Origin of the sequence: Candidatus Effluviviaceae Genus V sp. (assembly GCA_014728125.1) — a bacterium.
Taxonomy (GTDB): domain Bacteria; phylum Joyebacterota; class Joyebacteria; order Joyebacterales; family Joyebacteraceae; genus WJMD01.
The window spans coordinates 1-22,876 of record WJMD01000085.1; the positions used below are offsets into that span (position 1 = coordinate 1).

A 22,876-nucleotide genomic window follows, 5' to 3' on the forward strand; every position below is an offset into this window, starting at 1 on the left:
CGGTGTCAAGGTGAACGCGGCGGAGGTGCTGGCCCGCGAAGTTCGGAGGAGGCACCCCGGTCGCGTATCGCTCGGTACGGTGTGCGACCCCTATCAGGAGGAGGAGCGCCGCAGGCTGCTGACCCGCTCGTGCCTCGAGGTCATGGCCGGAGCGCGGTCGTTCAGCGTCGGGGTCCTGACGAAGTCCGACCTGGTCGTGCGCGACGCCGACATCCTGCGCGAGCTCGATGATGCGGAGGTCGGCTTCACGGTCACGACCCTCGAGCCGGACGTCGCCGCCGTGCTCGAACCGGGCGCGCCGCCGCCCGCGCGGCGCCTCGCGGCGATGCGGGAGCTTGCCCGGCAGGGCCTTCATGTATGGGCGTTCTTCGGACCCGTGCTGCCGGGCATATCCGACAGCGACGAGGCGGTCGCGGAGATGCTCGAGGCCTTGTCGGAGGCGGGCGCGTCAAGAGTGCTCGTCGATCGGATGAACCTCTACCCGAAGGTCGTCGCGCGGCTCATCACCGTGCTCGAGAAGCGCATCCCCGACGCCGTCAATGCGGTCGACCATGCGCGTCGGAACGGCGCGGCGTACGAACGGATGCTGCGGGAACGGATGAGGGACGCGGCGAGGGATGTCAGCGTCGAAGTCGATGTGTGCTTCTGAGGCGGGCCGAGCTACTCGATGTAGCCGATGGAGCGGAGCTGCTCCTTCATCTCCTCGGACATCTCGTCCATGCTGCTGTGTTCCTTCTTCGTTCTCACCTCTGTCTCGTAGCTCTCGATGACCGTGTGTGGGTGCTCCGCGAGGAACTCCGGGGTCATCGCGGAGACGAGCGGCGTTCCGTCCATGTCGGACGCCACCGGAAGTCCGAGCGCCACCAGGAGCGTCGGAGTCACGTCGAAGATGTCGGCATCCCTGATGTCCCCGCCTGGTATGAAGGGTGGGCCGCAGGCCACGATGAGCCCGTCGAAGTCGTGCGCACCGCTGATCTCGGTAGGCGTCAGGAACTCCGTGGTCCTGATGGACCTCCCGTTCGCTGTCACGATCTCCGGGTCGCGCGGAGCCGCCGCCAGGAGAGGTCTGGTCGCGTGGACCTTCACGTAGTCGTCGCCGGTACCTGGCTCGTCCACATTCGAGACCATGAACGCCGTATCGCCGGTGTCCGCAATGAACGCCGAGGCGAAAAGTCGCGCCAGCTCCTCGCGGCGCGACGCATTCTTCTCTTCATCGGTCGTCAGGGGCTGCAGGTAGAAGCCGTATCCGAGGTTGACGTACGAAAGATCGCTATAGTCCACGCCGAACTCCGTGAGGAGCGTCTCGGTGCGGAATGAGAAGGGTTCCGCGAGCACTGTCAGGTGCGGACGGAAACCGTGGTCGGAGACGATCATCATGATCCCATCCGGACCGAGGTACCGGCGAAGCCTGCCGAACTGTTCGTCGACGGCCGCGTAGATGTCCTCGATCGTACCTCTGTAGCGGTCGAGAGCGGCTGGGTCGGTATCTGAGAACTCCTCCGGCTCGTAGTATCGCCAGTAGGCGTGCGAGAGACGGTCCGTGGAGCGGTAGACGCCAGCGAGGACCTCTATGTCGCCGCGCCTCAACTGCCACAGGGCGGCGTCGGTGGCGAGCCCCACAATGACATCATGTTCCCTGCGGTAGGTATCGAGCCTCGATGCCCCTTGGAACCTGAGCAATGCTACCTCGGCCAGTTCGACGACCCGAGACACGGTGGCTCCGTGCGCAGCCGACCGCAGGGCGAGGCCTGCCATACCGAGGGGGCCGCTCTGCGCGCCGCCGGCGTTCTCCTCAATCTCCTTGACGAAGCAGAGCTCCTCCGGAACGGTCTCGATGCCGATGGCCGGCGGACCAGGAATGTTGAACCCGTTGGGACTCGCGAACGGTGGGGCCGTCACGTACCACTCGAAGAGGCCGTAGTCCCATTCGTTCTGCTCCCAGAGGATGTCCCAGACCCGTTTGACGAGCACGGCGTCTGTCGTCGTGTCGGATGCGCCTTGGACACCGTGCTTGTCGGCGACCTTGCCGCTCGCGATCGTCGTGAAGACGCGGGGAGAGAACATGGGTGAGACCGACATGAGAACGCCCGAGGAGCCCTCCTCGACGAGCGAGGCGAGATTCGGCAGCCTGCCGCTCCGGAGCATCGGATCGACGACCTTCCAGGTCGCGCCGTCGACGCCGATGAGCGCCACCTTGAGACTCGGCGGGCCGGACCGGGTCGTCATGACCTCGACCCCCTTCCCGCCCAGGGCGATGGTCACCGCGAGGATGAGGGTCACGATGAACCACCGACGCGTACGGCCGGCTCCGGCGCCCCTCGCGCTCGATCCGACTGCGGCCACAATCGTCCCGATGATGAGTCCCAGGACGGCGAACAGCACCAGCGGGAGCGCGACGAAGAAGAGCAAGGTGAATGCGACACTGTCGGCGAAGAAGGGATTGCTCGCAATCAGCCAGACGAGAAGAGCAGCCGATGCTGTCAGACCTGTGGCTCCGCACAGCATCATCCATCTGACGTGTGTCCTCGACCTCGAGGCGCCGCCTCGGGCTTTGGCAGGAACGGAAGACAGGGCATTCATGTTCTCTCCGAAAGGCGATCTCGCCGGGCCGCGGACGTCCGTGCCGTTCATTCTTGAGCACCCGCGGATCCTCAAGTGTGAAGCACGGTCACACACTCAAATGGTAGTCGTCGCCCTGCCGTGTGTCAACCTGACGGAGACCACTCGCCGTGCTGTGCAACGGACGAGAGAGCATTCTCCCGCCTGTGAGTTTTAGTGGGGAACCGGACGTCCATAGCCACGGTCACAACGGTACGTTGTCCTCCGACCGCGGACCTTCAGCCCGGCGACGTTGACACTGCTTCGACACCTTCGCTAGAATGGCGCCATGCATATTGTGTGGGTCCACCGCGGCATGTACCCCGAGCACATCGGTGGTACGTATACGTACATCTACGAGCTGGGACGGCGTCTGGTGGCGAGGGGTCACCGGGTGGACGTGATTTCCCGGGCCCTGTCCCCGGAGAACGCGGGGTCGAGCTCGATCGAGGGAATCGGCGTGCACCGCTACACTTATCGGCGGGTGAACCCCATCTACAGTACCTACCAGCACCTGAATCGGTGCTATGCGATCTTCCTGCGGCTCGCAGCGGAGCATCCGGTCGACGTTCTCGGCATCCACGATACGCATCTCGGCCTCAAACTTGCTCGGAGCAAGGAGGGGCGTGCGGTCTGTCAGATTCCGACCTATCACGCGCCGTCATTCCTCGAGTATCGCTTCGACATGGAGCGGCAGCTCACAGGCGAGCGGAATCCGCTGCGCCGCGCCATCGCGAAGTTCTTCGAACGCTCTCAGCGTCGCTTCGAGTCCGGCGTGCTTGCGGAGGCCCAGGGCATTCTGGTCCTCTCCGAGTTCACGAAGGCGAACATCAGAACTCACTTCCCGCATGTCGATATCGACAAGGTGAAGATCATCCCAAGCGGCGTCGAAACCGATCGCTTCAAGCCCGGGGGTGACAAACACGCACTCAGGCTCGAGCTCGGACTCGATCCTGACGGCCTTCAGCTTCTGACGGTCCGTCGCCTCGCGCCGCGGATGGGACTCGAGAACCTGCTGAAGGCGCTCGCCATCGTCCGTACGACCGTCGCGCGGGACGGCCGGGCGCTCAGGCTTGTGGTCTGTGGAGGAGGACCGTTGCTCGACGACCTTAGCAGGCTCTCGGAGGATCTCGGCATCGGGGACTCAGTCAGGCTTCTGGGACGTGTTGTCGATGAAGACCTTATCAAGCACTACCAGGCTGCCGACCTCTTCGTGCTGCCGACGGCCGCGCTTGAGGGCTTCGGGATCGTGACGGTCGAGGCGCTCTCTGCGAATCTCCCGGTCATCGGAACGCCCGCCGGTGCGACACCGGAGATACTGGGACAGCTCGACGAACGGTTGCTGACGCGCGATACGTCGGCCAAGGCTATCGCCGACGCGATCAGCTCCTGGATCAAGTGGAGACACGAAGACCAGGATCCGTACCGCTACCGCGAGTTCGCCGTCGCGAACTACGCATGGGAGAACGTGGCGGACTCCGTGGAGCAGTACTACTCAGAACAGTTGGACCGGTTCAGGACCACAGCATGACGATCTACGGGGGCCACGGGGCGCCTCCGCCAAGCTCGCCCAGGGAGCGAACGTGTCACGACGAGACCTGACTAAACGGAGCGCCGGACGGCTGTACAACGCGCTTCCGGTATGGGGACAGACCGTCGCGGTCAACGCGTTCGGCGTGAGGAATCTCCTCCGGAAGTCCGCCTGGAACAGGTATCTCGCGAGCATCGAGTTCACGGAGCGGCTTCCCCGCGAGGAACAGGTCGAGCTGGTGGCGGACCGACTCCGGAGTATCCTCTCCCACGCAGTGAGAACGGTTCCCCGATACAGGGAGTACTCGCGTCTGCTTGGAGACATCGAGCATTCTGACTCCGACATCTTCGCGATCCTCGCGGAGTTTCCGATCATCGAGAGGTTCGAGATCGTCGACGACCCTGAGGCATTCCAGTCTGACGAGCCAGGCACGGACGACATCGTGAAGACGATCACGTCCGGGACCACTGGTTCGCCGTTCACGACCAGGATGAGCATCGACACGTTCACGAGGACGGACGCGTTGTGGTGGAGAAGGAACGTCTGGTCGGGTTACAAGCAGGGTGACTGGATCGCCCGTCTCGTGGGCGATCCTATCGTGCCGATTTCGGACTCCTCACCGCAGAAGCCGTGGCGTGTTTCGTGGATCGACCGTCGCCTCTACTTCTCCACATTCCATCTGAACCGCGACACCGCGATGGTCTACGTTGACGTCCTCGAGCGACACCGCCCCGACTTCATCATGGGATATCCCTCGTCTCTCGAGATACTCTCGTCTTTCTGTGCCGACGAGGGAAGGTCCCTCGAGTGGAAACCGAAGGCGGTGTGGTTCTCCAGCGAGCCGATGCTCGACCATCAGAGGGCCATTGTGTCCCGTGTCTTCGGCGCTCCGATCCGGGGGCTCTATGGCTGTGCCGAGCGACTCATCTCCGCGTCGCAGTGTGACAGCGAGGGATATCATCTCTCGCTCGTCGATGGATTCGCAGAGGGTCAGTTCGGCATCCTGCCGGCCTCGGAACCGGCCCTCCTGACTTCTCTCATGAACCGCGTCATGCCGTTCGTGCGGTACAGGCTCGGTGACGTCCTCACATTCAAACCCTCGGCCACCTGCCCGTGCGGGCGGACGCTTCCCCTCATAGAGCCGGTGATCACGAAGCTCCAGGACTGGCTCGAGACGCCCACGGGCCGGAGGATCTCACCGAGCGCTGTCAGCTGGAACTTCCAGGATCTGTCCGGCGTCAGGCGGTCGCAGGTGGCACAAGTGGACGATGGCACGATTGTTGTACGTATCGATGCGGATGAGGAGGCCGTGGCCGCAGTGGCGGACACGATTCGGGAACGTCTGGAGAGGCTCTTCTTCGGCGAGATGAAGATCGAGATCATCCGAACTCAGGACATCGACATGATGGAGTCAGGCAAGGCGAAGTTCGTTGTTCGTGAGAATCGGTAGAAGGGACCCCTGGTTCATGAGGCAGCTCACGCAGAAGCTCAAGGAAGGCAAGCCGCGCATTCTCGACGTCCCGACGCCGGTCGTCGCGCCAGGGACCGTGCTCGTGAGGTCTCACTTCTCGGTCATCAGTGCCGGCACCGAGTCGAGCACCGTGAGCGCCGCGAGGAAGAGCTACATCGGGAAGGCGAAGGAGCGTCCGGCGCAGGCCAGGCAGGTGCTCGAGACGCTCAAGACGAAGGGCGTCGTCCAGACCTACAGGGCCGTCATGAAGAAGCTCGACGCGCACTCGCCCCTGGGTTACAGCTGCGCGGGCGAGGTCGTCGAGGTCGCGCCCGACGTCACTGCATTCGCGCCCGGGGACCGCGTCGCCTGCGGGGGAGCCGGATATGCCAATCACGCCGAGTACGTCGTCGTCCCTTCGAACCTCTGTGTGAAACTCCCCGAGGATGCGAGGCTCGACCGCGCCGCCTACAACACAGTCGGCGCGATCGCTCTTCAGGGTCTTCGCCAAGCCGACCTCCGCCTCGGCGAGACCGTCATCGTGATCGGTCTGGGGCTCCTTGGACAGCTGACCGGTCTGATGGCCCGCGCCGCCGGTCAGAAGGTCATCGGCATCGACGTCCGCGAGGAGCCCGTCGAGCTGGCGAGGGAGCACTGCGCGGACGCTGCCTTCACGACCGGCGCGCCCGGTCTCGCGCAGAAGGTGCACGAGCTGACCGACGGCATCGGAGCCGACGCCGTCATCATCACGGCCGCCACGTCGAGCGACCAGCCGATCAACATGGCCGGCGAGCTTCTCAAGAGGAAGGGCGTCGTCGTCATCGTGGGGAACGTCCCGACGGACTTCGAGCGCGACACGTACTACAAGAAGGAGCTCGATCTCCGCATGTCCTGTTCGTACGGTCCCGGACGTTACGATCCGGACTACGAAGAGGGCGGCCATGACTACCCGGTCGACTACGTCCGGTGGACCGAGAACCGGAACATGCAGGCCTTCCAGGACCTGATCCACACCGGCCGCATAGATCTCGACTACATCACGACCCATCGCTTCTCGCTGGAGGACGCGCCGAAGGCCTACGACCTCATTCTCGATGGCGACGAGCAGTATCTCGGCATGCTCATCGAATACGACGTGACGAAGCCCGCACCGTCGAATCGAATCGAGACCGGCGGGACGAAGACCGACGGGGACATCAACGTCGCCTTCATAGGAGCCGGAAGCTACGCGATGAACAACCTGCTACCGAACGTGGGTGAGAAGGGCGTGTCGCTGAAGGGCGTTATGACCGCGACCGGGACGGGCGCGAGGTCGGTGGCCGACCGCTACGGCTTCGAGTTCTGCACATCCAACGACGCCGACATTTGGGATGATGGGTCGATTGACACGGTCTTCGTCGCGACGCGGCACGACACGCATGCCGAGTACGTGATGAAGGCCTTGAAGGCGGGGCGGAACGTCTTCGTCGAGAAGCCGCTCTGCCTCACGGTCGAGGAACTCGAGGAGATCGCAGGTGAACTCAGAGAGCCGGCGAGCGGCGAGAAACCTCCGATGCTCATGGTCGGCTACAATCGTCGGTTCTCGCCGCTGACCGTCGCACTGAAGGAGCGTCTGGGCGAGGGACCCATGTCGATGATCTACCGCGTCAACGCCGGCTCGATGCCCGCCGACAAGTGGATGCAGCAGCCGGAGATCGGCGGAGGACGGATCATCGGCGAGGCGTGTCACTTCGTCGACTATCTCATCTTCATGAACGGCTCGCTCCCGGTCGAGGTCTACGCGACCCAGATGGAGGAGCCGGAGCACCTCGGCGACACTGTCAACATCTCGCTCCGATTCGAGAACGGCTCCATCGGGACCGTTTCGTACTTCGCGAACGGCGGGAAGTCGCTGCCGAAGGAGTACATCGAGATCTACAGGGCGGGCACGACAGCCGTGCTGAACGACTTCAAGGAACTCAGAATCTACGGCAGCGGAAAGCCCTCGGTCAAGCGGCTCGCGTCACAGAACAAGGGCCAGCCTCAGATGATGAAGGCCGTCCTCGGCGCCATCCGGGAGGGCGGGCGGTCGCCGATCCCCTTCGATGAGCTCTACGCAGGCACGCTCATGACCCTGAAGGCGATCGAGTGCTTCACGACGCGCCAGGTCTTCAGGACATCCTGAGGCGGGGAGACGCAATGTCGCTCGGGGTGACGCTCGTCGGCCACTACCCGCCGCCGTTCGGCGGGGTCGCCACGCTTCTCACGCAGATGGAATCGGCCCTCCAGAGTGCCGGGTGTCGCGTGGAGATCTTCAACCTCGGACACGGCAGGCCCGACGGGGCGAACGTCACGAGCTTCGACACGTCCAACAGGATGCGAGAGGTCCTCGAGCTTCGGTCGGCCGTCGCGGCGTCCGACAGCGACGTTTTCCACTACATCTCAGCCAGCTATCGTTCCTTCTGGCTGGGCTCGGTGTTCGCGACGCTGACCGCCATGCAGGGGCGCCGTCTCGTGATGTCGTTCGTCGGGGGCGCGTTTCCGGATTTCATCGCCACGCTCTCGCCTGTGAAGCGCTGGTGGGCGCGAGCGACGCTCTCCCGTGCAGCGGCGCTGGTCGCATGCAACGACGAGATCGCGGAGGTGCTGGGGTCGTTTCGCGTGCGCCCGGAGATCCACCGCATAACGAACAGCTTCCCCATGACGGGGGAGGGAGAGCCGCTTCCGGAGGATGTCGAGACGTTCGTCGAACGGCATTCCCCCGTTGTCAGCACGACGGGCGCGGCGGCCCCGGAGTACGGACTGACGGGTGCGGTGCGGGCCATCTCGGACGTGCGGGAGAGGCGCCCGGACGTGGGGTTCGTCATGGTGCTCACGCGCTACGGCACCGATGAGCACGAGGCCGAGATCGTCCGTGCGATCGAGGAGGAGGACCTCGAGAGCAACGTGTTCGTGACGAGAGGGCTGCCCGACTTCACGACCCTTCTCGGTCGGTCGGACGTCTTCCTGCGGAGCACGCTCGTCGACGGGGACTCCATGTCGGTCCGCGAGGCGCTCGCGACCGGCCTGCCGACGGTCGCGAGCGATACGGCCTTCCGGCCCGAGGGGGTCATCGAGTATCGTAAGGGTGACGTCGACGACATGGCTTCGAAGCTCGAGCACGCGTTCGACCGTGGGACCGCCGACGCGAGACTGGCCCGGGAAGAGGGCGAGAGGAACCTCGAGGCGCTGCTCGAAGTCTACCGAAGCGTCGTGGACGGCGCCACTCGGGGAGCGGCCTGACAACCGGACCGCCGACGGCCCGAGCAAGGGAGAGACGATGTCCTGGAGCGGAAAGCACGTCCTGGTGACCGGCGCGGGCGGTTTCATCGGAAGCCACCTGACGGGCCTTCTCGCGGACGACGGAGCGAGCGTCAGGGCGTTCATCCACTACAACAGCAGGAACGACCGGGGTAACCTCGAGTTTCTCGCGGACGAACAGATGGCCCGCGTCGAGGTGGTCATGGGGAACGTCGAGGATGCGGGCTCTGTCGACGAGGCCGTCCGGGGGACCGACTGCGTCTTCCACCTGGCCGCGCTCATCGGCATTCCCTACAGCTATGTCGCGCCCCGCAGTTACGTCGCCACGAACGTCAGCGGGACGCTGAACGTCCTCGAGGCGGTGCGCCGGAACGACGTTCCCCGCATGGTCCACACCTCCACGAGCGAGGCGTACGGGACGGCACTCTACGTGCCGATCGACGAAAAGCACCCGCTCCAGGGACAGTCGCCCTACAGCGCGACGAAGATCGGTGCCGACAAGCTGGCCGAGAGCTACCACCGGAGCTTCGGGACGCCGGTGGCGACGATCAGACCGTTCAACACGTTCGGTCCGCGACAGTCGGCACGCGCTGTCATACCGACCATCATCACTCAGCTTCTCTCCGGAGACGACGTCGTGCGCCTGGGGTCGCTGACCCCGAAGCGCGACCTGACGTACGTCGAGGATACGGCGCGAGGGTTCATGGCCGTGGCGGAGTGCGACGAGGCGCTGGGCGAGGTGACGAACGTCGGCCGGGGCAGCGCCGTCACCATCGGCGAGCTGGCTGAGATGCTCGTCGAGATGGTCAACCCGGACGCCCGCATCGAGTCGGTCGACGAACGGGTGCGTCCCGACAGAAGCGAGGTCATGGAACTGGTCTGCGGCAACGCCAGGGCGAAGGAGATCCTCGGCTGGGAGCCGGCCGTGTCCCTCGAGGAGGGCCTGGCCCGCACCGTCGACTTCATCCGCGAGCACATGGACCTTTATCGTCCTGACGAGTACACGGTCTGATCGGACCGTTCGACCAGCGAAGCAGGGAGGACTACATGCGAGCAGTCCTGCTGGCCGGAGGCAGGGGAACGCGCCTCCGTCCCTTCACGACGACGATTCCCAAGCCGCTCGTTCCCGTCGGTGACATCCCGATCATGGAGCTGCTGCTCAGGCAGCTGGCGTCGTACGGGTGCGACCGCGTGACGGTCGCCGTGGGGCACATGGCCCAGCTCATCATGGCCTACTTCGGCGACGGCGCGAAGTGGGGTCTCTCGATCGACTACTCCATCGAGGACGAGCCGCTCAACACCATCGGGCCCCTGAAGCTCATCCCGGACCTGCCCGAGTACTTCCTCGTGATGAACGGCGACCTCCTCACCGATCTCGACATGGCGAAGCTCTTCGCTTCGCACGTCGAGAGCGGCGCGGTCGGCACGGTCGCGACGTACGAGCGGGACGTGAAGATCGACTTCGGTGTGCTTCAGTACGATGCGGATCGGCGCGTGACGGGCTTCGTCGAGAAACCCGTCGAGCATTTCAGTGTGAGTATGGGCATCTACGCCTTCTCGAGGCAGATCCTGGAGATGGTGCCCGAGGGGAAGCCGTTCGGCTTCGACGAACTGATGATCGGCAGCGTGGAACGCGGGCTGGACGTGAGGGCCTATCCGCACGACGGCTACTGGCTGGATATCGGTCGGCCGGACGATTACGATCAGGCGAACAGGGACGTCGACGGTCTCATCGAGCAGGTCCTCTCGTGACATCTTCCGCGGAGTCTCACGAGTGACGGAGCGTCTTCTCATCACGGGCGCGACAGGTTTCGTCGGCAGATGCGCGGCGGCGCACTGGCGCGAACGTCGTCCTGACGTGGAGGTCTGGGGAACGAGCGACCGGCCGCGCACGGACGACTATGCGCCGGAGCGCTACCGGCAGCTCGATCTGCGGGACGGCGACGCTATGAAGGCTCTCGTGAAGGCCTGTCGGCCGACGAGGGTTCTCCATCTGGCCAGTCTCATCGCGGGACACGACCTCGAGGCCCTTCTGTCGGTCAATGTCCTCGGCACCGACCGGCTCTACGAGGCGCTCGCGTCGGCTGAGCTTCCGAACCTCCGCATCGTGCAGGTCGCCTCGGCGGCCATGTACGGCCGTATCGGCGTCGACGAGCTGCCTATCACGGAGAAGCAACCGTTCAGGCCGGTTACGGCCTACGCCGTCAGCAAGGTCGCCCAGGAGTACCTGGCGATCGCGGCGGGCTACGCGAAAGGTCTCAGTATCGTGCGCGCCCGGGCGTTCAATATGCTGGGACCGGGCCAGCCTGAGCACCTCGTGCCCATGACGTTCGTGCGTCAGGTCAAATCCGTGGCCGACGGAGACACCGACCGCATCCGCGTCGGTCTGACGAGCGCCCGCCGCGACTTCGTCGATGTCCGAGACGCTGTTGCGGCGTTCGATCTGATGCTGGAGAAGGGAACGGCGGGAACCGCTTACAACGTCGCTTCCGGGACGGACGTCTCGGTGGACGAGATCATCCGTGAGGTCCTTGACGTCGCGGGAGTCGAGGCGAGGATCGAGGTTGACGAGTCGAGGCTCCGACCGGTCGACGTGCCGGTCGTCAGGGCCGACATCACAGAGGCGAGGCGCGAGCTGGGCTGGCAGCCCAAGGTCCCGCTGCGTCGATCGCTCGAGGACATGTGGAGAGAAGTGTCGTGAAAACGCTTCGTACCTTAGTGCAGCTTGTGTTCCTTGCCGGCGTGGTCACACTGCTCGTCCGGGGGCTCCTGGGCGACACGCCGCACGACTGCGAGACGTACTGCCCGTTCGGCGGACTGGCGGCCCTCTACCCGCTCGCTCGTCACAATATCTACAACTGCCGACTGACCGAGCTGAACGTGGCGCTCCTCGTGTCGACACTTGCGCTGGGGCTCGCGGCGAAGAAGTCGTTCTGCAGCTGGATCTGTCCGCTGGGGACGCTTCAGGAGTGGATCGGTCGCGCCGGCCGCACGCGCTGGGGTCGGTGGCTGCATCTGCCGACGTCGATCGACCGTTATGCGGTCTTCCTGAGATACGGCGTGCTGGCGGCCGTTCTCACGTTGACCTGGACTGTCTGGCAGGGCGACCTCGGCTTTCGGGCGTACGATCCCTACTACATCATCTTCTCCTGGAACGGTCACGGGACCATGCCGTGGAGCATCTGGGTCGCGGCCGGGTTCCTGGCGGCGGCGTTCTTCACACCGTTCTTCTGGTGTCGCTACTTCTGTCCCCTCGGGGCCGTGCTCGATCCGTTCGGCCGGTGCGGCGCGCTGAGGCTCCGGAGGAACAAGGACCGCTGCAACGACTGCGGCGACTGCGACGACGTCTGTCCGCACCGCATCCCGGTGAGCGAGATGGACCAGGTCACAGCCAGGAACTGCACGAACTGCCTGGAGTGCGCCAACGCTTGCAGGCTGAAGGCGCTCGAGCTCTCATGGTATGGGAAGTGAGGTGAGGACCATGCCGAAGGTCGTCTGGATTCCCATCCTCATCGTTACGCTCATCGTCGTCGCCTTCGCCACGACGAACGCGTATCGCGTCCCGACCCTGGAACACCGCTTCGCTGAGCCCACCGGTGAGGTTGCGACGGTGCGCTTCGTGGTCGAGGACGTGAGCTGTCGCGGCAAGTCGGCAGGCTTCGCGAACATGATCGAGGATGTCCCGGGGGTCATCGGCGTCACCACGTACGCCCGGACCAACGAGGCCGTCATCGAGTACGATCCAGCCAGGACGAACCCCGACGAGATCGAGGCAGCCTTCTCGCGGACGGTGGAGCGGGACGGCGTCCTCTATCAGTACTTCAGCGCCGTCGAGAGAGAGGCGGGGGAGTAGCGGCCCCAGCCCTAGCGATGGCGTTGGTGGTTTGGTGCTTCCGATGAGACTCCCGACAACACCTTCTCCTTCGCAAGCTGAAGAGTCGTCGTGGCAACTGTTGCACTGGCCGGCTGCACCGACTTCGCTTGATTGGAGGCCTCCGTGAGAGTTTCCCGGCGGCTGATGGCCGTGTGCGCAGCCTACATTCTGTGTGCCGGACTCTTCGGTTCCATGAACCTCTCCGGTGACGAGAGAGCGTTCGTGCGAGAACCCTACCAGCTCCTCGGTGGCGACTACACCAGGGCCTATCTTTCACGGGGCGACATCCGGGCGGCCTTGGGCGTCATGGCCCGGGCCTACTTCATGTACTGGTACTATCGGCCGATGTTCTCTCCGATCATCGAGGAGCGGCACCTCGATCTCTTCCAGGAGGAGGAGCAGGAGTTCGGATACGAGATCACGTCAGGCGCGACCGAGAGTGACGAGGCGACCCTCGATCGCTACGCTGACTGGATGGTCGTGCCTGAACCAAACCGGTGGTACTACCACGGGGCAGGAAAACCGCTCCTGCCTGCCGTCGCCACGATCCCTCCTCTTCTTCTTGTCGAGCTCATAGGACGTGGAGAGCCGTCCCTGCTCGAGCTGCAGTTCGGGAGGAACTACCATCCCATCTTCATCCTGACGCGAATGTCGCATTTCCTGGCCGGGCTCGTGTCACTGCTGCTTGTCTATGACCTTCTGCACAGGCGGTTTGGCGAGGAGAGAGCCCTCCTCGGTGCGGCGCTCTTCGCACTCTTCCCCGCGACGATCCGCTACTTCCCAAACATCCATCATGACGCCATAATGATCCCATTCCTCGTTCTGACGGTCTGGTCGCTGGCTCGTTCGCACTACTTGTTGGGAGGGCTCGCGTACGGTCTGGCACTCGCATCGAAGAACACGGCGTTGCTACTGGTGCCGTCCCTGGCTCTGGTCCTAGCACACCGTCTCTTCTGTATCTGGCGGTCCGGCGGTCGGCAGGTCCTGCTCCGAGAGATCGGGCTGTGGGCGAAGCGTGGCGCACTCTTCCTGTTGCTCGCATTCTTCGCGTTGCTTCCCTTCGCGAATCCCTTGTCGTATGCGAGGGAGGTGCTGACGCCGATGACGCAGCGCGCGTTCGACCCTCGCGGCGAGGACGTGGCTGCCTTCAGTGTTGAAGCCAAGCTCGAGGAGCCGCGCGACCTCGATGAGAACCGCAGCAGGCGGCGCCCGGAGGTCATGCTGCTAACGCGCATGGATTTTCTGAGTGTCGGCTTGCTCTTCATTCTGATTGCGACCGTGCTCGTGGCGCCTCGGCTCCGGAGCGACCTGCTCCGGCTTTCCTTCATCGTGCTGCTGCTCACTCTGCCATATCAGGTCATATTCGAACGCGGGCTCACGTATCGCTATTTGCTGTTCCTTCCCTTCTTCGTGTTCGTGCTTGCCGGGCTTGGGACCAGACGTCAGCTCGTGTGGGTGCTCGTCTTTCTTGCAGCGATCGATGTCGTCCTGCTGATCGACCCGATCACGGCGACACCGGCCCACATCCTGCAGACCGGTAACACGTTGTGGGAAGCGCTCCTACCGGGGTAGGGTCTCTGGCCGTGCATCGGGGAGGTCCTCTTCAGACGCAGGCCTTTCGATGGTGCGTTCGGGAGTTTCACTGCCGGGAGAGGCCCGAGTCGTAGCGACTCTGAGGTCCGGTCAGGCTCCTTGACTGAGTTCGTTCCTGCCTGTATGTTGGATGATGTGAGTAGGTGCCTTCTTGCGGGCGCCTGGCCGATCATTGACAAGCGCATATGGGGGCGATCCGGTTTCGACGGATGCGAGAGAAGCGCGGATGGCATGCCGAGGTCCCGTTGGCTCGTAAAACAAACGGGGACTTTTCCAACTGCCGATTATCAGCCGGCATACGTCTGCTAACTAAGGCAGACGCGCTCCACCCGATTTCGCCCGTGGGGTCGGGATGGAGCGTCATATACACGGGCTAGTCTCATCCGCACCGCCGCCGGGCGGTGAGGCGAAATTCTACGGCGGCTGGTCCGGTTGGAATCCAGCCCGTTGGAGTCCTTCTGGACGAGAACCAAACATCGGGCTACGCATGTAGATGTCCGCGTGGAGCCGTGTCCGGACGCGGGTTCAACTCCCGCCGCCTCCACCATATACATCATCTCACAAGGGCTCCGGCCGAGCGGTCGGAGCCCTTCTTCTGTTGCGGCCCGGTCCCCGGACCCCGTAGAATCCCCATCCTCTCAAAACCCGTGGTCATCCCGCTTCCTGAGCGGGCGCGTTCCGCAGGGGGTGCGTTCTGTCCGCGAAGCTCGTCATCATCATTCTGTATCTGGGCGCGGTCGTGGCCGTCGGCCTGACGGCCCGGCGGGGACGGCTCAAGGGGCCGGTCGACTTCTTCCTGGCCGGGCGGACGTTCGGGCCTGTCGTTCTTGTCGCGACGATGGCGGCCACGAACTTCAGCGCCTTCACGGTCGTCGGCTTCGCCGGGGCGGGCTACCGGCTCGGGTTCGCGTTCTACCCCATCATGGGGTTCGGGACCGCATTCATGGCGCTCTCCTTCCTGCTGGTCGGTCTCCCGATCTGGCGACTCGGGAAGCGGTACGGTCTCGTCACGCCCCCCGAGCTACTCTCGACACGGTTCGATTCGCGACCTCTGGGCGTCGTGTTCGGCGTCGCCATGGCCGTCTTCACGTTGCCGTATCTCGCGATTCAGCCTCTCGCGGCCGGGTACGCGCTCGAGAGCACGCTCGGCGTCCCTCATGCGGCGGGCGCCGCGCTTGTGACGGCTCTCGTGGTGACCTACTGCCTCGTCGGGGGCGTGCGCTCCGTTGCGTGGACCGATGTGCTGCAGGGCGTGCTCATGTTCGCGGCGCTCACACTCTCGCTCTTCGCCGTCGCGAGAGCGTCCGGCGGGATGGAGACGGGACTCACGGAGCTCTTCGAGCGCTCGCCCGAGCACTTCATGCGGCCGGGGGCCGGGGGAGGAATGGCCCTCGGCATCTGGGGGAGCTACATGCTGCTCTGGCTCCTGGCCGACCCGATGTTCCCGCAGCTCTTCCAGCGCTTCTACGCGGCGCGCAACGAGCGGGCGCTCGTTCGGACCGCCGTCGCCTATCCGTTCATAACGACGGTGCTCTTCTTCCTTCCCGTGGCCATCGGCGTGCTGGGACGCCTTCACGTGTCGGGCCTCGAGGGCAGCGAGACCGACCGCATCCTGCCGATGGTCGTCGAACGGTTCGGAGGCGACTGGCTGGCGGGCCTCGTGAGCGCCGGGCTCGTGGCCGCGATCATGTCGACCATGGACTCGCAGCTCCTGACGCTCGGCTCGATCGTTGAGCGCGACCTTCTCGGGATCCGGCGACGCGGGGTCGGGCACGGCCCCGACGGAGATGAGCCGCGTCGCCGCGCGCGCTTGCTCCCGACTCGTCTCTCCCTGGCAGGGCTCGCGATCGTCGGCTACCTGCTGTCCCTGAGGCCTCCGGCGACGATCCTCGGTATCGCGACGGAGGCCTTCAGCGGTCTCGCCGTGCTGCTTCCCGCCGTCGTTGCGGCGCTCTGGTGGAAACGGGCGACCGCGGCCGGAGCGATCGCGTCGATCGTGGCGGGGGAGAGCTGGGTTGCGCTCTCACACTTCGGCCTCGTGCCGGACACCGGCCTCCTGCCGGCGCTTCCCGCCGTCGCCGTCGCCGCCGTCGTGCTCATCCTGGGGTCTGTTGTCTCGCGGCCGCGCACCGGTGCGGGGGCCGAGTGGATGGGGCTCGCGTCGCTCGGCCTTCCTCGCCGCGAGACGTGTCTCTGGGCGCTGCTCTTCGCCGGTGTCCTGGCGGCGTCGATCGACTGGTGGCGCTTCGGGGAGGTCCCGTCGCTCGTACTCGGACTGCCGTCGTGGCTTGCGCACTTCGCCGGGCTGGCGCTGCTCCTGGCGGTCGCGTTCGACACGCTCGGTAGGCGGCTCCTCGCGCGGTCGGCTTGACCGTGCTCGACGGCCCGTGATACCATGCAGCGTGCAATCCCCTTCCCGGAAGCGCGCCTCCCGCGGCCCCGCGCGGCGGTCACGGCGCGCCTCCTGAGTCTCTGGTCCGCCGTCCATCGCAGATGCGCAGCGCGGCGGAGGGGAGCAGTCCGCGATGAAGCTCGGGTCCGTCGATGTGGATGTCGTCGACGCCGGCCGCTTCCTCTTCGACGGGGGCGGCATGTTCGGCGTCGTGCCGAAGGTCATCTGGAACGAGCTCCTTCCGGCCGACGACCGGAACAGGCTGACGCTGTCCCTGTGGCTTCTGCTGGTCCGGACGCCGGACGAAACGGTGCTCGTCGACACGGGGTTCGGCAGGCGGTTCTCCGAGATCGAGCGGAGGATGTACGGACCAGCGCCGTCGCCCGCCGTCGACGAGGCGCTCGGGGCCCGGGGCATCGCCCCGGCCGACGTGGACGTGGTTGTGCTGACCCACCTGCACGCAGACCATGCCGGAGGGGCGACGCGGAGGGACGGCGACCGTCTCGTTCCGATGTTCCCCAAGGCCCGCTATCTCGTGCACGAGCGCGAGTGGGTGGACGCGGCGAACCCGAACGCCATGAGCGCGGCAGGCTACCGGGCGGAGGATTTCCTGCCGCTCGAGAAGGCGGGTGCCGTCGAACTCGTGGGCGACCGTCACAGGGTCGGCAGGCACATCGTCATGGAGCGGACCGGTGGGCACACGGCCGGGCACATGATGGTCCGGGTCGAGACCGATGAGCGCGACGTCGTCTACCCGGCCGACCTCATCCCCAGCCGTCATCACTTCAAGGCCCCGTACGTCGCGAGCGTCGACCTCTATCCGCTGGAGGTCGTCGAGAGGAAGCTCGAGGTGCTGGCCGACGCCGCCGAGAAGGGCTCCATCCTGGTCCTGGACCACGATCCGGACGGCGCCGTCGGCCGGGTGGTGGAGGTGAAGAAGGGGCGCTACGTCTTCGAGGAGATCGCCTGACAACGACCGGCCGCGGAGCATCTCGCACCGGGACACGACAACGCTCCAGGGAGACCGCATGACCGCCAGCACGCCGAACCGCATCCTCGTCCTCAATCCCGGCTCGACGTCCACGAAGCTCGCGCTGTACGAGGACGGGACCTGTCTCTTCGACGAGTCGATCAGCCACTCGCGCCAGGAGCTGTCCCAGTTCAGGAGGATCATCGACCAGCTGGAGTACCGTTCGGCCCTGGTCGACAAGTTCCTCTCGGATCGGGCGATCGACGTCTCGTCGCTCGCGGCCGTCGTCGGCCGCGGCGGGCTCATGCAGTCGATAGTCTCGGGGACCTACCGGATCAACGAGCAGATGCTCGAGGACCTTCGGGTCGGTCTCCAGGGAGAGCACGCCTCGAACCTGGCCGCTCACATGGCGCACACCATCGCAGAACGGGCGGGAGTTCCCTGCTTCGTCGTCGACCCTGTCGTCGTCGACGAGCTCAGTCCGCCGGCGCGCCTCTCCGGCGTCCCCGAGATCCCGCGGAAGAGTATCGTCCACGCGCTGAACGTCAAGGCCACCGCCCGCGTCGCTGCGTCCGAACTCGGAAAGCCGCTGGCGGACACGAACCTCATCGTCTGCCACATGGGCGGCGGGACGAGTGTCTGTGCGCTTCAGGGCGGACGGATGGTCGACGTCTCGAACGCGCTCTCGGCCGGACCGTTCACGCCCGAGCGGGCGGGCGCGGTCCCCACGCTCGAGCTCGTCGAGATGTGCTTCTCGGGCGAGCATACGAAGGACGAGGTCAGAAGGAAACTGGTCGGCAAGGGCGGGCTCGTCGGCTATCTGGGGACGAACGACGCACTCGAGGTGGAGACCCGCGCCGTCGGCGGCGACGCGAAGGCGAAGCGCGTCTACGACGCGATGGTCTACCAGATCGCCAAGGAGATCGGCGGGATGGCGGCGGTCCTCGGAGGAACGGTCGACGCGATCGTGCTGACCGGGGGACTCGCGCGCTCTGACTACGTTGTCGACATGCTTCGCGGGCACGTCGGGTTCATCGGCGGGTTCATCCTGGTACCCGGCGGCGACGAGATGCGGGCGCTCGCCGAGGGCGCCCTGCGCGTGCTGCGCGGCGAGGAGAGGGCCCTCGAGTATCCCCACCCCGTCGAGGACGCAGACGAACTTGTCTAGACGGCGGGCGCGGCCCGAACGTCACAATGGAGCGATGAGAATGAGAGAGCACAGCGGTGTCGGGTGGATCGAGGTCATCTGCGGCAGCATGTTTTCGGGTAAGAGCGAGGAGCTCATCAGAAGACTGCGCCGAGCGAAGATCGCCCGGCAGGAGGTCGTCGCCTTCAAGCCATCGATCGACGATCGGTACGACGAGGACGACATCGTCTCGCACGACGAGCGACGCATCGAGTCCGTGAGGATCGCGAAGGCATCGGAGATCCTCGCGCGCGTCGACGACGCGGTCGAGGTCGTCGGCATCGACGAGGCCCAGTTCTTCGACGGGGACCTTGTCGCCGTCTGCGAGGAGCTCGCCGATACCGGCAGGCGCGTTATCGTCGCCGGCCTCGACCAGGACTACCTCGGGCGCCCCTTCGAGCCCATGCCGCAACTTCTCGCGGTGGCCGAGTACATAACGAAGACGCTGGCCGTCTGCATGCGCTGCGGCCGCCCGGCCAACCGGACGCAGAGGATTATCGCCTCCGACGAGCGGGTCGTCGTCGGGGCCGACGAGGTCTACGAGGCGCGGTGCCGCCGGTGCTTCTCACCGCTCGAGGCGCAGGAGTCGGCGGAGAACGGGGAGTCGGAGAGCGCCCCTGAGCCCGTGCCGGAGCCATCGCAGAAGGTACGGTGACGGACCAAGCCTGTGCTTGTCTGCTATAGCGAACGAAGCCCGCGGCGTGCCCGGCCGCGGGCTTTTGCATTGCCTCTCGAAGAGCCGGATACTATACTCAATGGTTCGTACCGAACGGGAGATGACGTGACATGAGTGTCCGCGAGAACGTCCTCCAGGTCAGGGAACGCATAGCGGCCGCGGCGGACAGGGCTCTTCGGGACCCTTCCGATGTGCTTCTCGTCGCGGTGACCAAGACGGTCGAGCCCCCGCGCATCATTGAGTGCATCGAGTCCGGGGTGACGGCCATCGGGGAGAACCGCATCCAGGAGGCCGAGCGCAAGTTCGTAGACCTTCCGGCGGCCGAGCGTCACATGGTCGGACACCTGCAGCGCAATAAGGTGCCCAGGGCGCTCGAGCTCTTCGATATGATCGAGTCGGTCGACAGCCCGAGGCTGGCCCGCGAGATATCGAAGCGCGCGTCGGCGGCCGACCGTACGGTGGATGTCCTCATAGAGGTCAACACCTCCGGTGAGGAGTCGAAGTACGGGTTCCACCCGGACGAGGCGGTCGACAGCATCGGCGAGATGGCGGACCTCAAGGGCCTCCGGATCCTGGGACTGATGACGGTCGGCGCCTTCGAGGCCGACCCGGACGACGTCAGGCCCTCGTTTCGGACGCTCCGCGGCATCCGTGACGCGGTCGAGGAGGCCGTCATCCCCGGCGTCAGAATGGACCATCTGTCGATGGGAATGACGAACGACTTCGAGGTAGCTATCGAGGAAGGCGCGACCATCATCCGCGTCGGCCGCGCCATCTTCGGGGAGAGGCAGTAGGGCCGCCCGTCCGGGCGCCCCGTCTCAAGAGGACGACGGTAGTCGGGAGGTGAAGAGGAGGCATGTTCGTGCTTGCCAACTTCGTGGCCGCGCTGGCGACGATCCTCGACATTCTGCTCCTGCTCTACATGATCGCGCTCTTCGCGGTTGTAGTGATCTCATGGTTCGCGCCGGCGTCGCGACACCCGTTCGTGATGTTCCTGCGCATGGTCACGTATCCGGTACTCAACCGACTGCGGCGTGCGTTCCCGTTCCTCGTGCAGGGCGGGTTCGATCTCACGCCCATCGTGCTGTTCTTCATCATCTACTTCGTGCAGCGGTTCCTTGTGCGCTCGCTGTACGACCTCGCGGCGCGTCTGTCGTAAGGCGCGGCCCGGACAACTGAACAGGAGGATCGACATGCCGAACGAGCTTCCGCTCTACGACCGCATCAGGGAAGCGAAGGGGTTCATCAGGAAGCAGACCGGATTCAAGCCGCAGGTCGCCGTCGTCCTCGGGAGCGGGCTGGGGAAGCTCTCGAAGCACATGAAGGAGGAGGCACGCATCCCGTTCGGCGACATCCCGCACTTCCCTCAGTCGGGCGTGAAAGGGCACGCCGGCGAGCTCGTGCTCGGGACCCTCGGTGACAAGCGGGTCGCTCTCATGAACGGCCGCGTGCACTACTACGAGGGCTACTCGATGGAGGAGGTGACCTTCCCGGTCCGCGTCCTCCGCGCGCTCGGTGCGAAGAAGCTGGTCCTGACGTGCGCCGCGGGCGGCATGAACCCGCTCCACGACAAGGGCGACATCGTCGCCATCGTCGATCACATCAACCTGACCGGCGACAACCCGCTCATCGGCCCGAACGACGAGCGACTGGGGACGAGATTCCCCGACATGTCCGAGCCGTGGGACCGGAAGTACGTGGCGATGGCCGAGAAGATCGCCCTCGAGGAGCGGATCGTCGTCCGGAAGGGCGTCTTCGTCGGCGTCGCCGGCCCGAACCTCGAGACCGCCGCCGAGTACCGCTTCCTGCGGATGATCGGTGGCGACGTCGTCAGTATGTCGATGGTCGCCGAGAACATTGCCGCGATCCACGCGGGCATGCGGGTCGCCGGCTTCGCCGTGATCACCGACGTCTGCCTGGCGGACGCGCTGGGCCCGGCGAGCCACGAGGAGATCCTCAAGATCGCGAACAAGGCCGCGCCGAAGCTGACGACGCTCGTCAAGCGCATGGTCGAGGGTATGTAGAGCTGCCGCGCCGAGACGCAGGCGCGCCGACTTCGGAGCCGAGAGACACGATGTCATTCCGCGAGTTCGACAAGGGGCAGAGGCTCCCCGCCATCGAGGACGAGGTTCTCGACCGGTGGGAGCGTGAGGGCACGTTCGAGAAGAGCGTCTCCGAGCGCGCCGACGCGCCGCCGTTCGTCTTCTTCGAGGGGCCGCCCACGGCCAACGGCCATCCGGGCGCCCACCACGTGCTGGCCAGGACGATCAAGGACATCGTCTGCCGCTACAAGACGATGCGCGGATTCCGTGTCGATCGGAAAGCCGGGTGGGACACGCACGGTCTCCCCGTTGAGATCGAGGTTGAGAAGGAACTCGACCTCGAGAGCAAGGAGGACATCGAGCGCTACGGTGTCGCCGAGTTCATCGCGAAGTGCCGCGACAGCGTCTTCAAGTACAAGGGCGAGTGGGACGCGCTGACGCGCAGGATGGGCTACTGGATCGACCTGCCGTCGGCCTACGTCACCTGCACGAACGAGTACATCGAATCCGTCTGGCACATCCTGGCGACCCTCTGGCGGAAGGACCTCATCTACAAGGGGCACAAGATCCTGCCGTACTGCCCCAGATGCGGAACCCCGCTCTCGAGTCACGAGGTCGCGCAGGGCTACCGGGACGCTGAGGACCCGTCGGTCTTCGTCCGCATGCGGGTCAAGGGCGAAGAGGCGACGTCGTTCCTCGTGTGGACGACGACGCCGTGGACCCTCATCTCGAACGTCGCCCTGGCCGTCGCACCGGAGGAGGCGTACGTCCGGGCGAAGGTCGGGGAGGAGACGCTCATCCTCGCCGAGGCGCTCCTGAACGTCCTCGACGCGGAGTACGAGGTCGAGAGCCGCATGAAGGGTTCCGAACTCCTCGGTACGGAGTACGAACCTCTCTTCTCGTTCGTCCCGCTGGAGACGCCCGGGCACCGGGTCGTGTCCGCCGACTTCGTTACGCTCGAGGACGGCACGGGAATCGTCCACATCGCTCCCGCCTTCGGCGAGGAGGACGCGAACCTCGGGAAGCGCGAGGACCTTCCGTTCGTCCAGCCGGTCGACGGCGCCGGCCGCTTCACCGACGAGGTTGCGCCATGGGCCGGCATGTTCATCAAGGAGGCCGACCCGCTCATCATCGGAGACCTCAGGGAGCGTGGCCTTCTCTACAAGGCGGCGTCGATCGTCCACACGTATCCGTTCTGCTGGCGGTGCGACGCGCCGCTCGTCTACTACGCCCGCGAGTCGTGGTACGTCAGGACGACCTCGTTCCGTGACGAGATGATGAAGAA

At 65.2% G+C, this 22,876-nt stretch carries 19 protein-coding genes and 1 other RNA gene; 19 read left to right on the top strand and 1 reads right to left on the bottom strand.

The features are described from left to right. Positions 1-660: 660 nt before the first annotated feature. Positions 661-2,631, bottom strand: coding sequence for a hypothetical protein (locus GF405_04695; GenBank protein ID MBD3367457.1), 1,971 nt, complete (start codon positions 2,629-2,631; stop codon positions 661-663). Positions 2,632-2,887: 256 nt separating this feature from the next. Between GF405_04695 and GF405_04700 the strand changes: the two genes are divergently transcribed. The 19 genes from GF405_04700 to GF405_04790 all read left to right on the top strand — a co-directional run. Then, on the top strand, positions 2,888-4,129 hold the full coding sequence (locus tag GF405_04700; GenBank protein ID MBD3367458.1) for a glycosyltransferase: 1,242 nt from the start codon (positions 2,888-2,890) through the stop codon (positions 4,127-4,129). Between the two features lie 52 nt (positions 4,130-4,181). Further along, entirely contained in the window at positions 4,182-5,579 is a 1,398-nt protein-coding gene (locus tag GF405_04705; GenBank protein ID MBD3367459.1) for a hypothetical protein, read from the top strand. A gap of 16 nt (positions 5,580-5,595) precedes the next feature. Then, positions 5,596-7,743 carry a zinc-binding dehydrogenase gene (locus GF405_04710; GenBank protein ID MBD3367460.1) on the top strand — a complete coding sequence of 716 codons (2,148 nt, stop codon included), beginning with the start codon at positions 5,596-5,598 and terminating at the stop codon, positions 7,741-7,743. A 14-nt stretch (positions 7,744-7,757) separates the two neighbouring features. Continuing rightward, the gene (locus GF405_04715) at positions 7,758-8,840 is read left to right on the top strand and encodes a glycosyltransferase (GenBank protein ID MBD3367461.1); all 1,083 of its coding nucleotides are present in this window, start codon (positions 7,758-7,760) and stop codon (positions 8,838-8,840) included. Between the two features lie 37 nt (positions 8,841-8,877). Further along, entirely contained in the window at positions 8,878-9,870 is a 993-nt protein-coding gene (locus GF405_04720; GenBank protein MBD3367462.1) for an SDR family NAD(P)-dependent oxidoreductase, read from the top strand. A gap of 35 nt (positions 9,871-9,905) precedes the next feature. Beyond that, the gene (locus GF405_04725) at positions 9,906-10,610 is read left to right on the top strand and encodes an NTP transferase domain-containing protein (protein MBD3367463.1); all 705 of its coding nucleotides are present in this window, start codon (positions 9,906-9,908) and stop codon (positions 10,608-10,610) included. Next, the gene (locus GF405_04730) at positions 10,513-11,559 is read left to right on the top strand and encodes an NAD-dependent epimerase/dehydratase family protein (GenBank protein ID MBD3367464.1); all 1,047 of its coding nucleotides are present in this window, start codon (positions 10,513-10,515) and stop codon (positions 11,557-11,559) included. The genes GF405_04725 and GF405_04730 overlap by 98 nt, the downstream gene beginning before the upstream one ends. Continuing rightward, positions 11,556-12,329, top strand: a complete 774-nt coding sequence (locus GF405_04735) for a 4Fe-4S binding protein (GenBank protein MBD3367465.1) — start codon at positions 11,556-11,558, stop codon at positions 12,327-12,329. The genes GF405_04730 and GF405_04735 overlap by 4 nt, the downstream gene beginning before the upstream one ends. A gap of 10 nt (positions 12,330-12,339) precedes the next feature. Next, positions 12,340-12,711 carry a hypothetical protein gene (locus GF405_04740; GenBank protein ID MBD3367466.1) on the top strand — a complete coding sequence of 124 codons (372 nt, stop codon included), beginning with the start codon at positions 12,340-12,342 and terminating at the stop codon, positions 12,709-12,711. Between the two features lie 144 nt (positions 12,712-12,855). After that, positions 12,856-14,304, top strand: coding sequence for a hypothetical protein (locus tag GF405_04745; protein ID MBD3367467.1), 1,449 nt, complete (start codon positions 12,856-12,858; stop codon positions 14,302-14,304). A 208-nt stretch (positions 14,305-14,512) separates the two neighbouring features. After that, positions 14,513-14,872: a transfer-messenger RNA gene (gene ssrA, locus GF405_04750) on the top strand. Between the two features lie 147 nt (positions 14,873-15,019). Next, a complete protein-coding gene (locus GF405_04755; GenBank protein ID MBD3367468.1) occupies positions 15,020-16,696 on the top strand; it encodes a sodium:solute symporter family protein in 1,677 nt (558 codons plus the stop codon). A 154-nt stretch (positions 16,697-16,850) separates the two neighbouring features. Further along, positions 16,851-17,687, top strand: a complete 837-nt coding sequence (locus GF405_04760; GenBank protein ID MBD3367469.1) for an MBL fold metallo-hydrolase — start codon at positions 16,851-16,853, stop codon at positions 17,685-17,687. A gap of 58 nt (positions 17,688-17,745) precedes the next feature. Then, the gene (gene buk, locus GF405_04765) at positions 17,746-18,855 is read left to right on the top strand and encodes a butyrate kinase (protein MBD3367470.1); all 1,110 of its coding nucleotides are present in this window, start codon (positions 17,746-17,748) and stop codon (positions 18,853-18,855) included. 40 nt (positions 18,856-18,895) lie between these two features. After that, a complete protein-coding gene (locus tag GF405_04770) occupies positions 18,896-19,528 on the top strand; it encodes a thymidine kinase (protein MBD3367471.1) in 633 nt (210 codons plus the stop codon). Between the two features lie 131 nt (positions 19,529-19,659). Then, positions 19,660-20,343, top strand: coding sequence for a YggS family pyridoxal phosphate-dependent enzyme (locus tag GF405_04775; protein ID MBD3367472.1), 684 nt, complete (start codon positions 19,660-19,662; stop codon positions 20,341-20,343). 62 nt (positions 20,344-20,405) lie between these two features. Next, positions 20,406-20,708, top strand: coding sequence for a YggT family protein (locus GF405_04780; protein ID MBD3367473.1), 303 nt, complete (start codon positions 20,406-20,408; stop codon positions 20,706-20,708). A 34-nt stretch (positions 20,709-20,742) separates the two neighbouring features. Next, positions 20,743-21,573, top strand: coding sequence for a purine-nucleoside phosphorylase (locus GF405_04785; GenBank protein MBD3367474.1), 831 nt, complete (start codon positions 20,743-20,745; stop codon positions 21,571-21,573). A gap of 50 nt (positions 21,574-21,623) precedes the next feature. Further along, a partial coding sequence (locus GF405_04790) for a class I tRNA ligase family protein (protein MBD3367475.1) occupies positions 21,624-22,876 on the top strand: 1,253 nt, incomplete at its 3' end.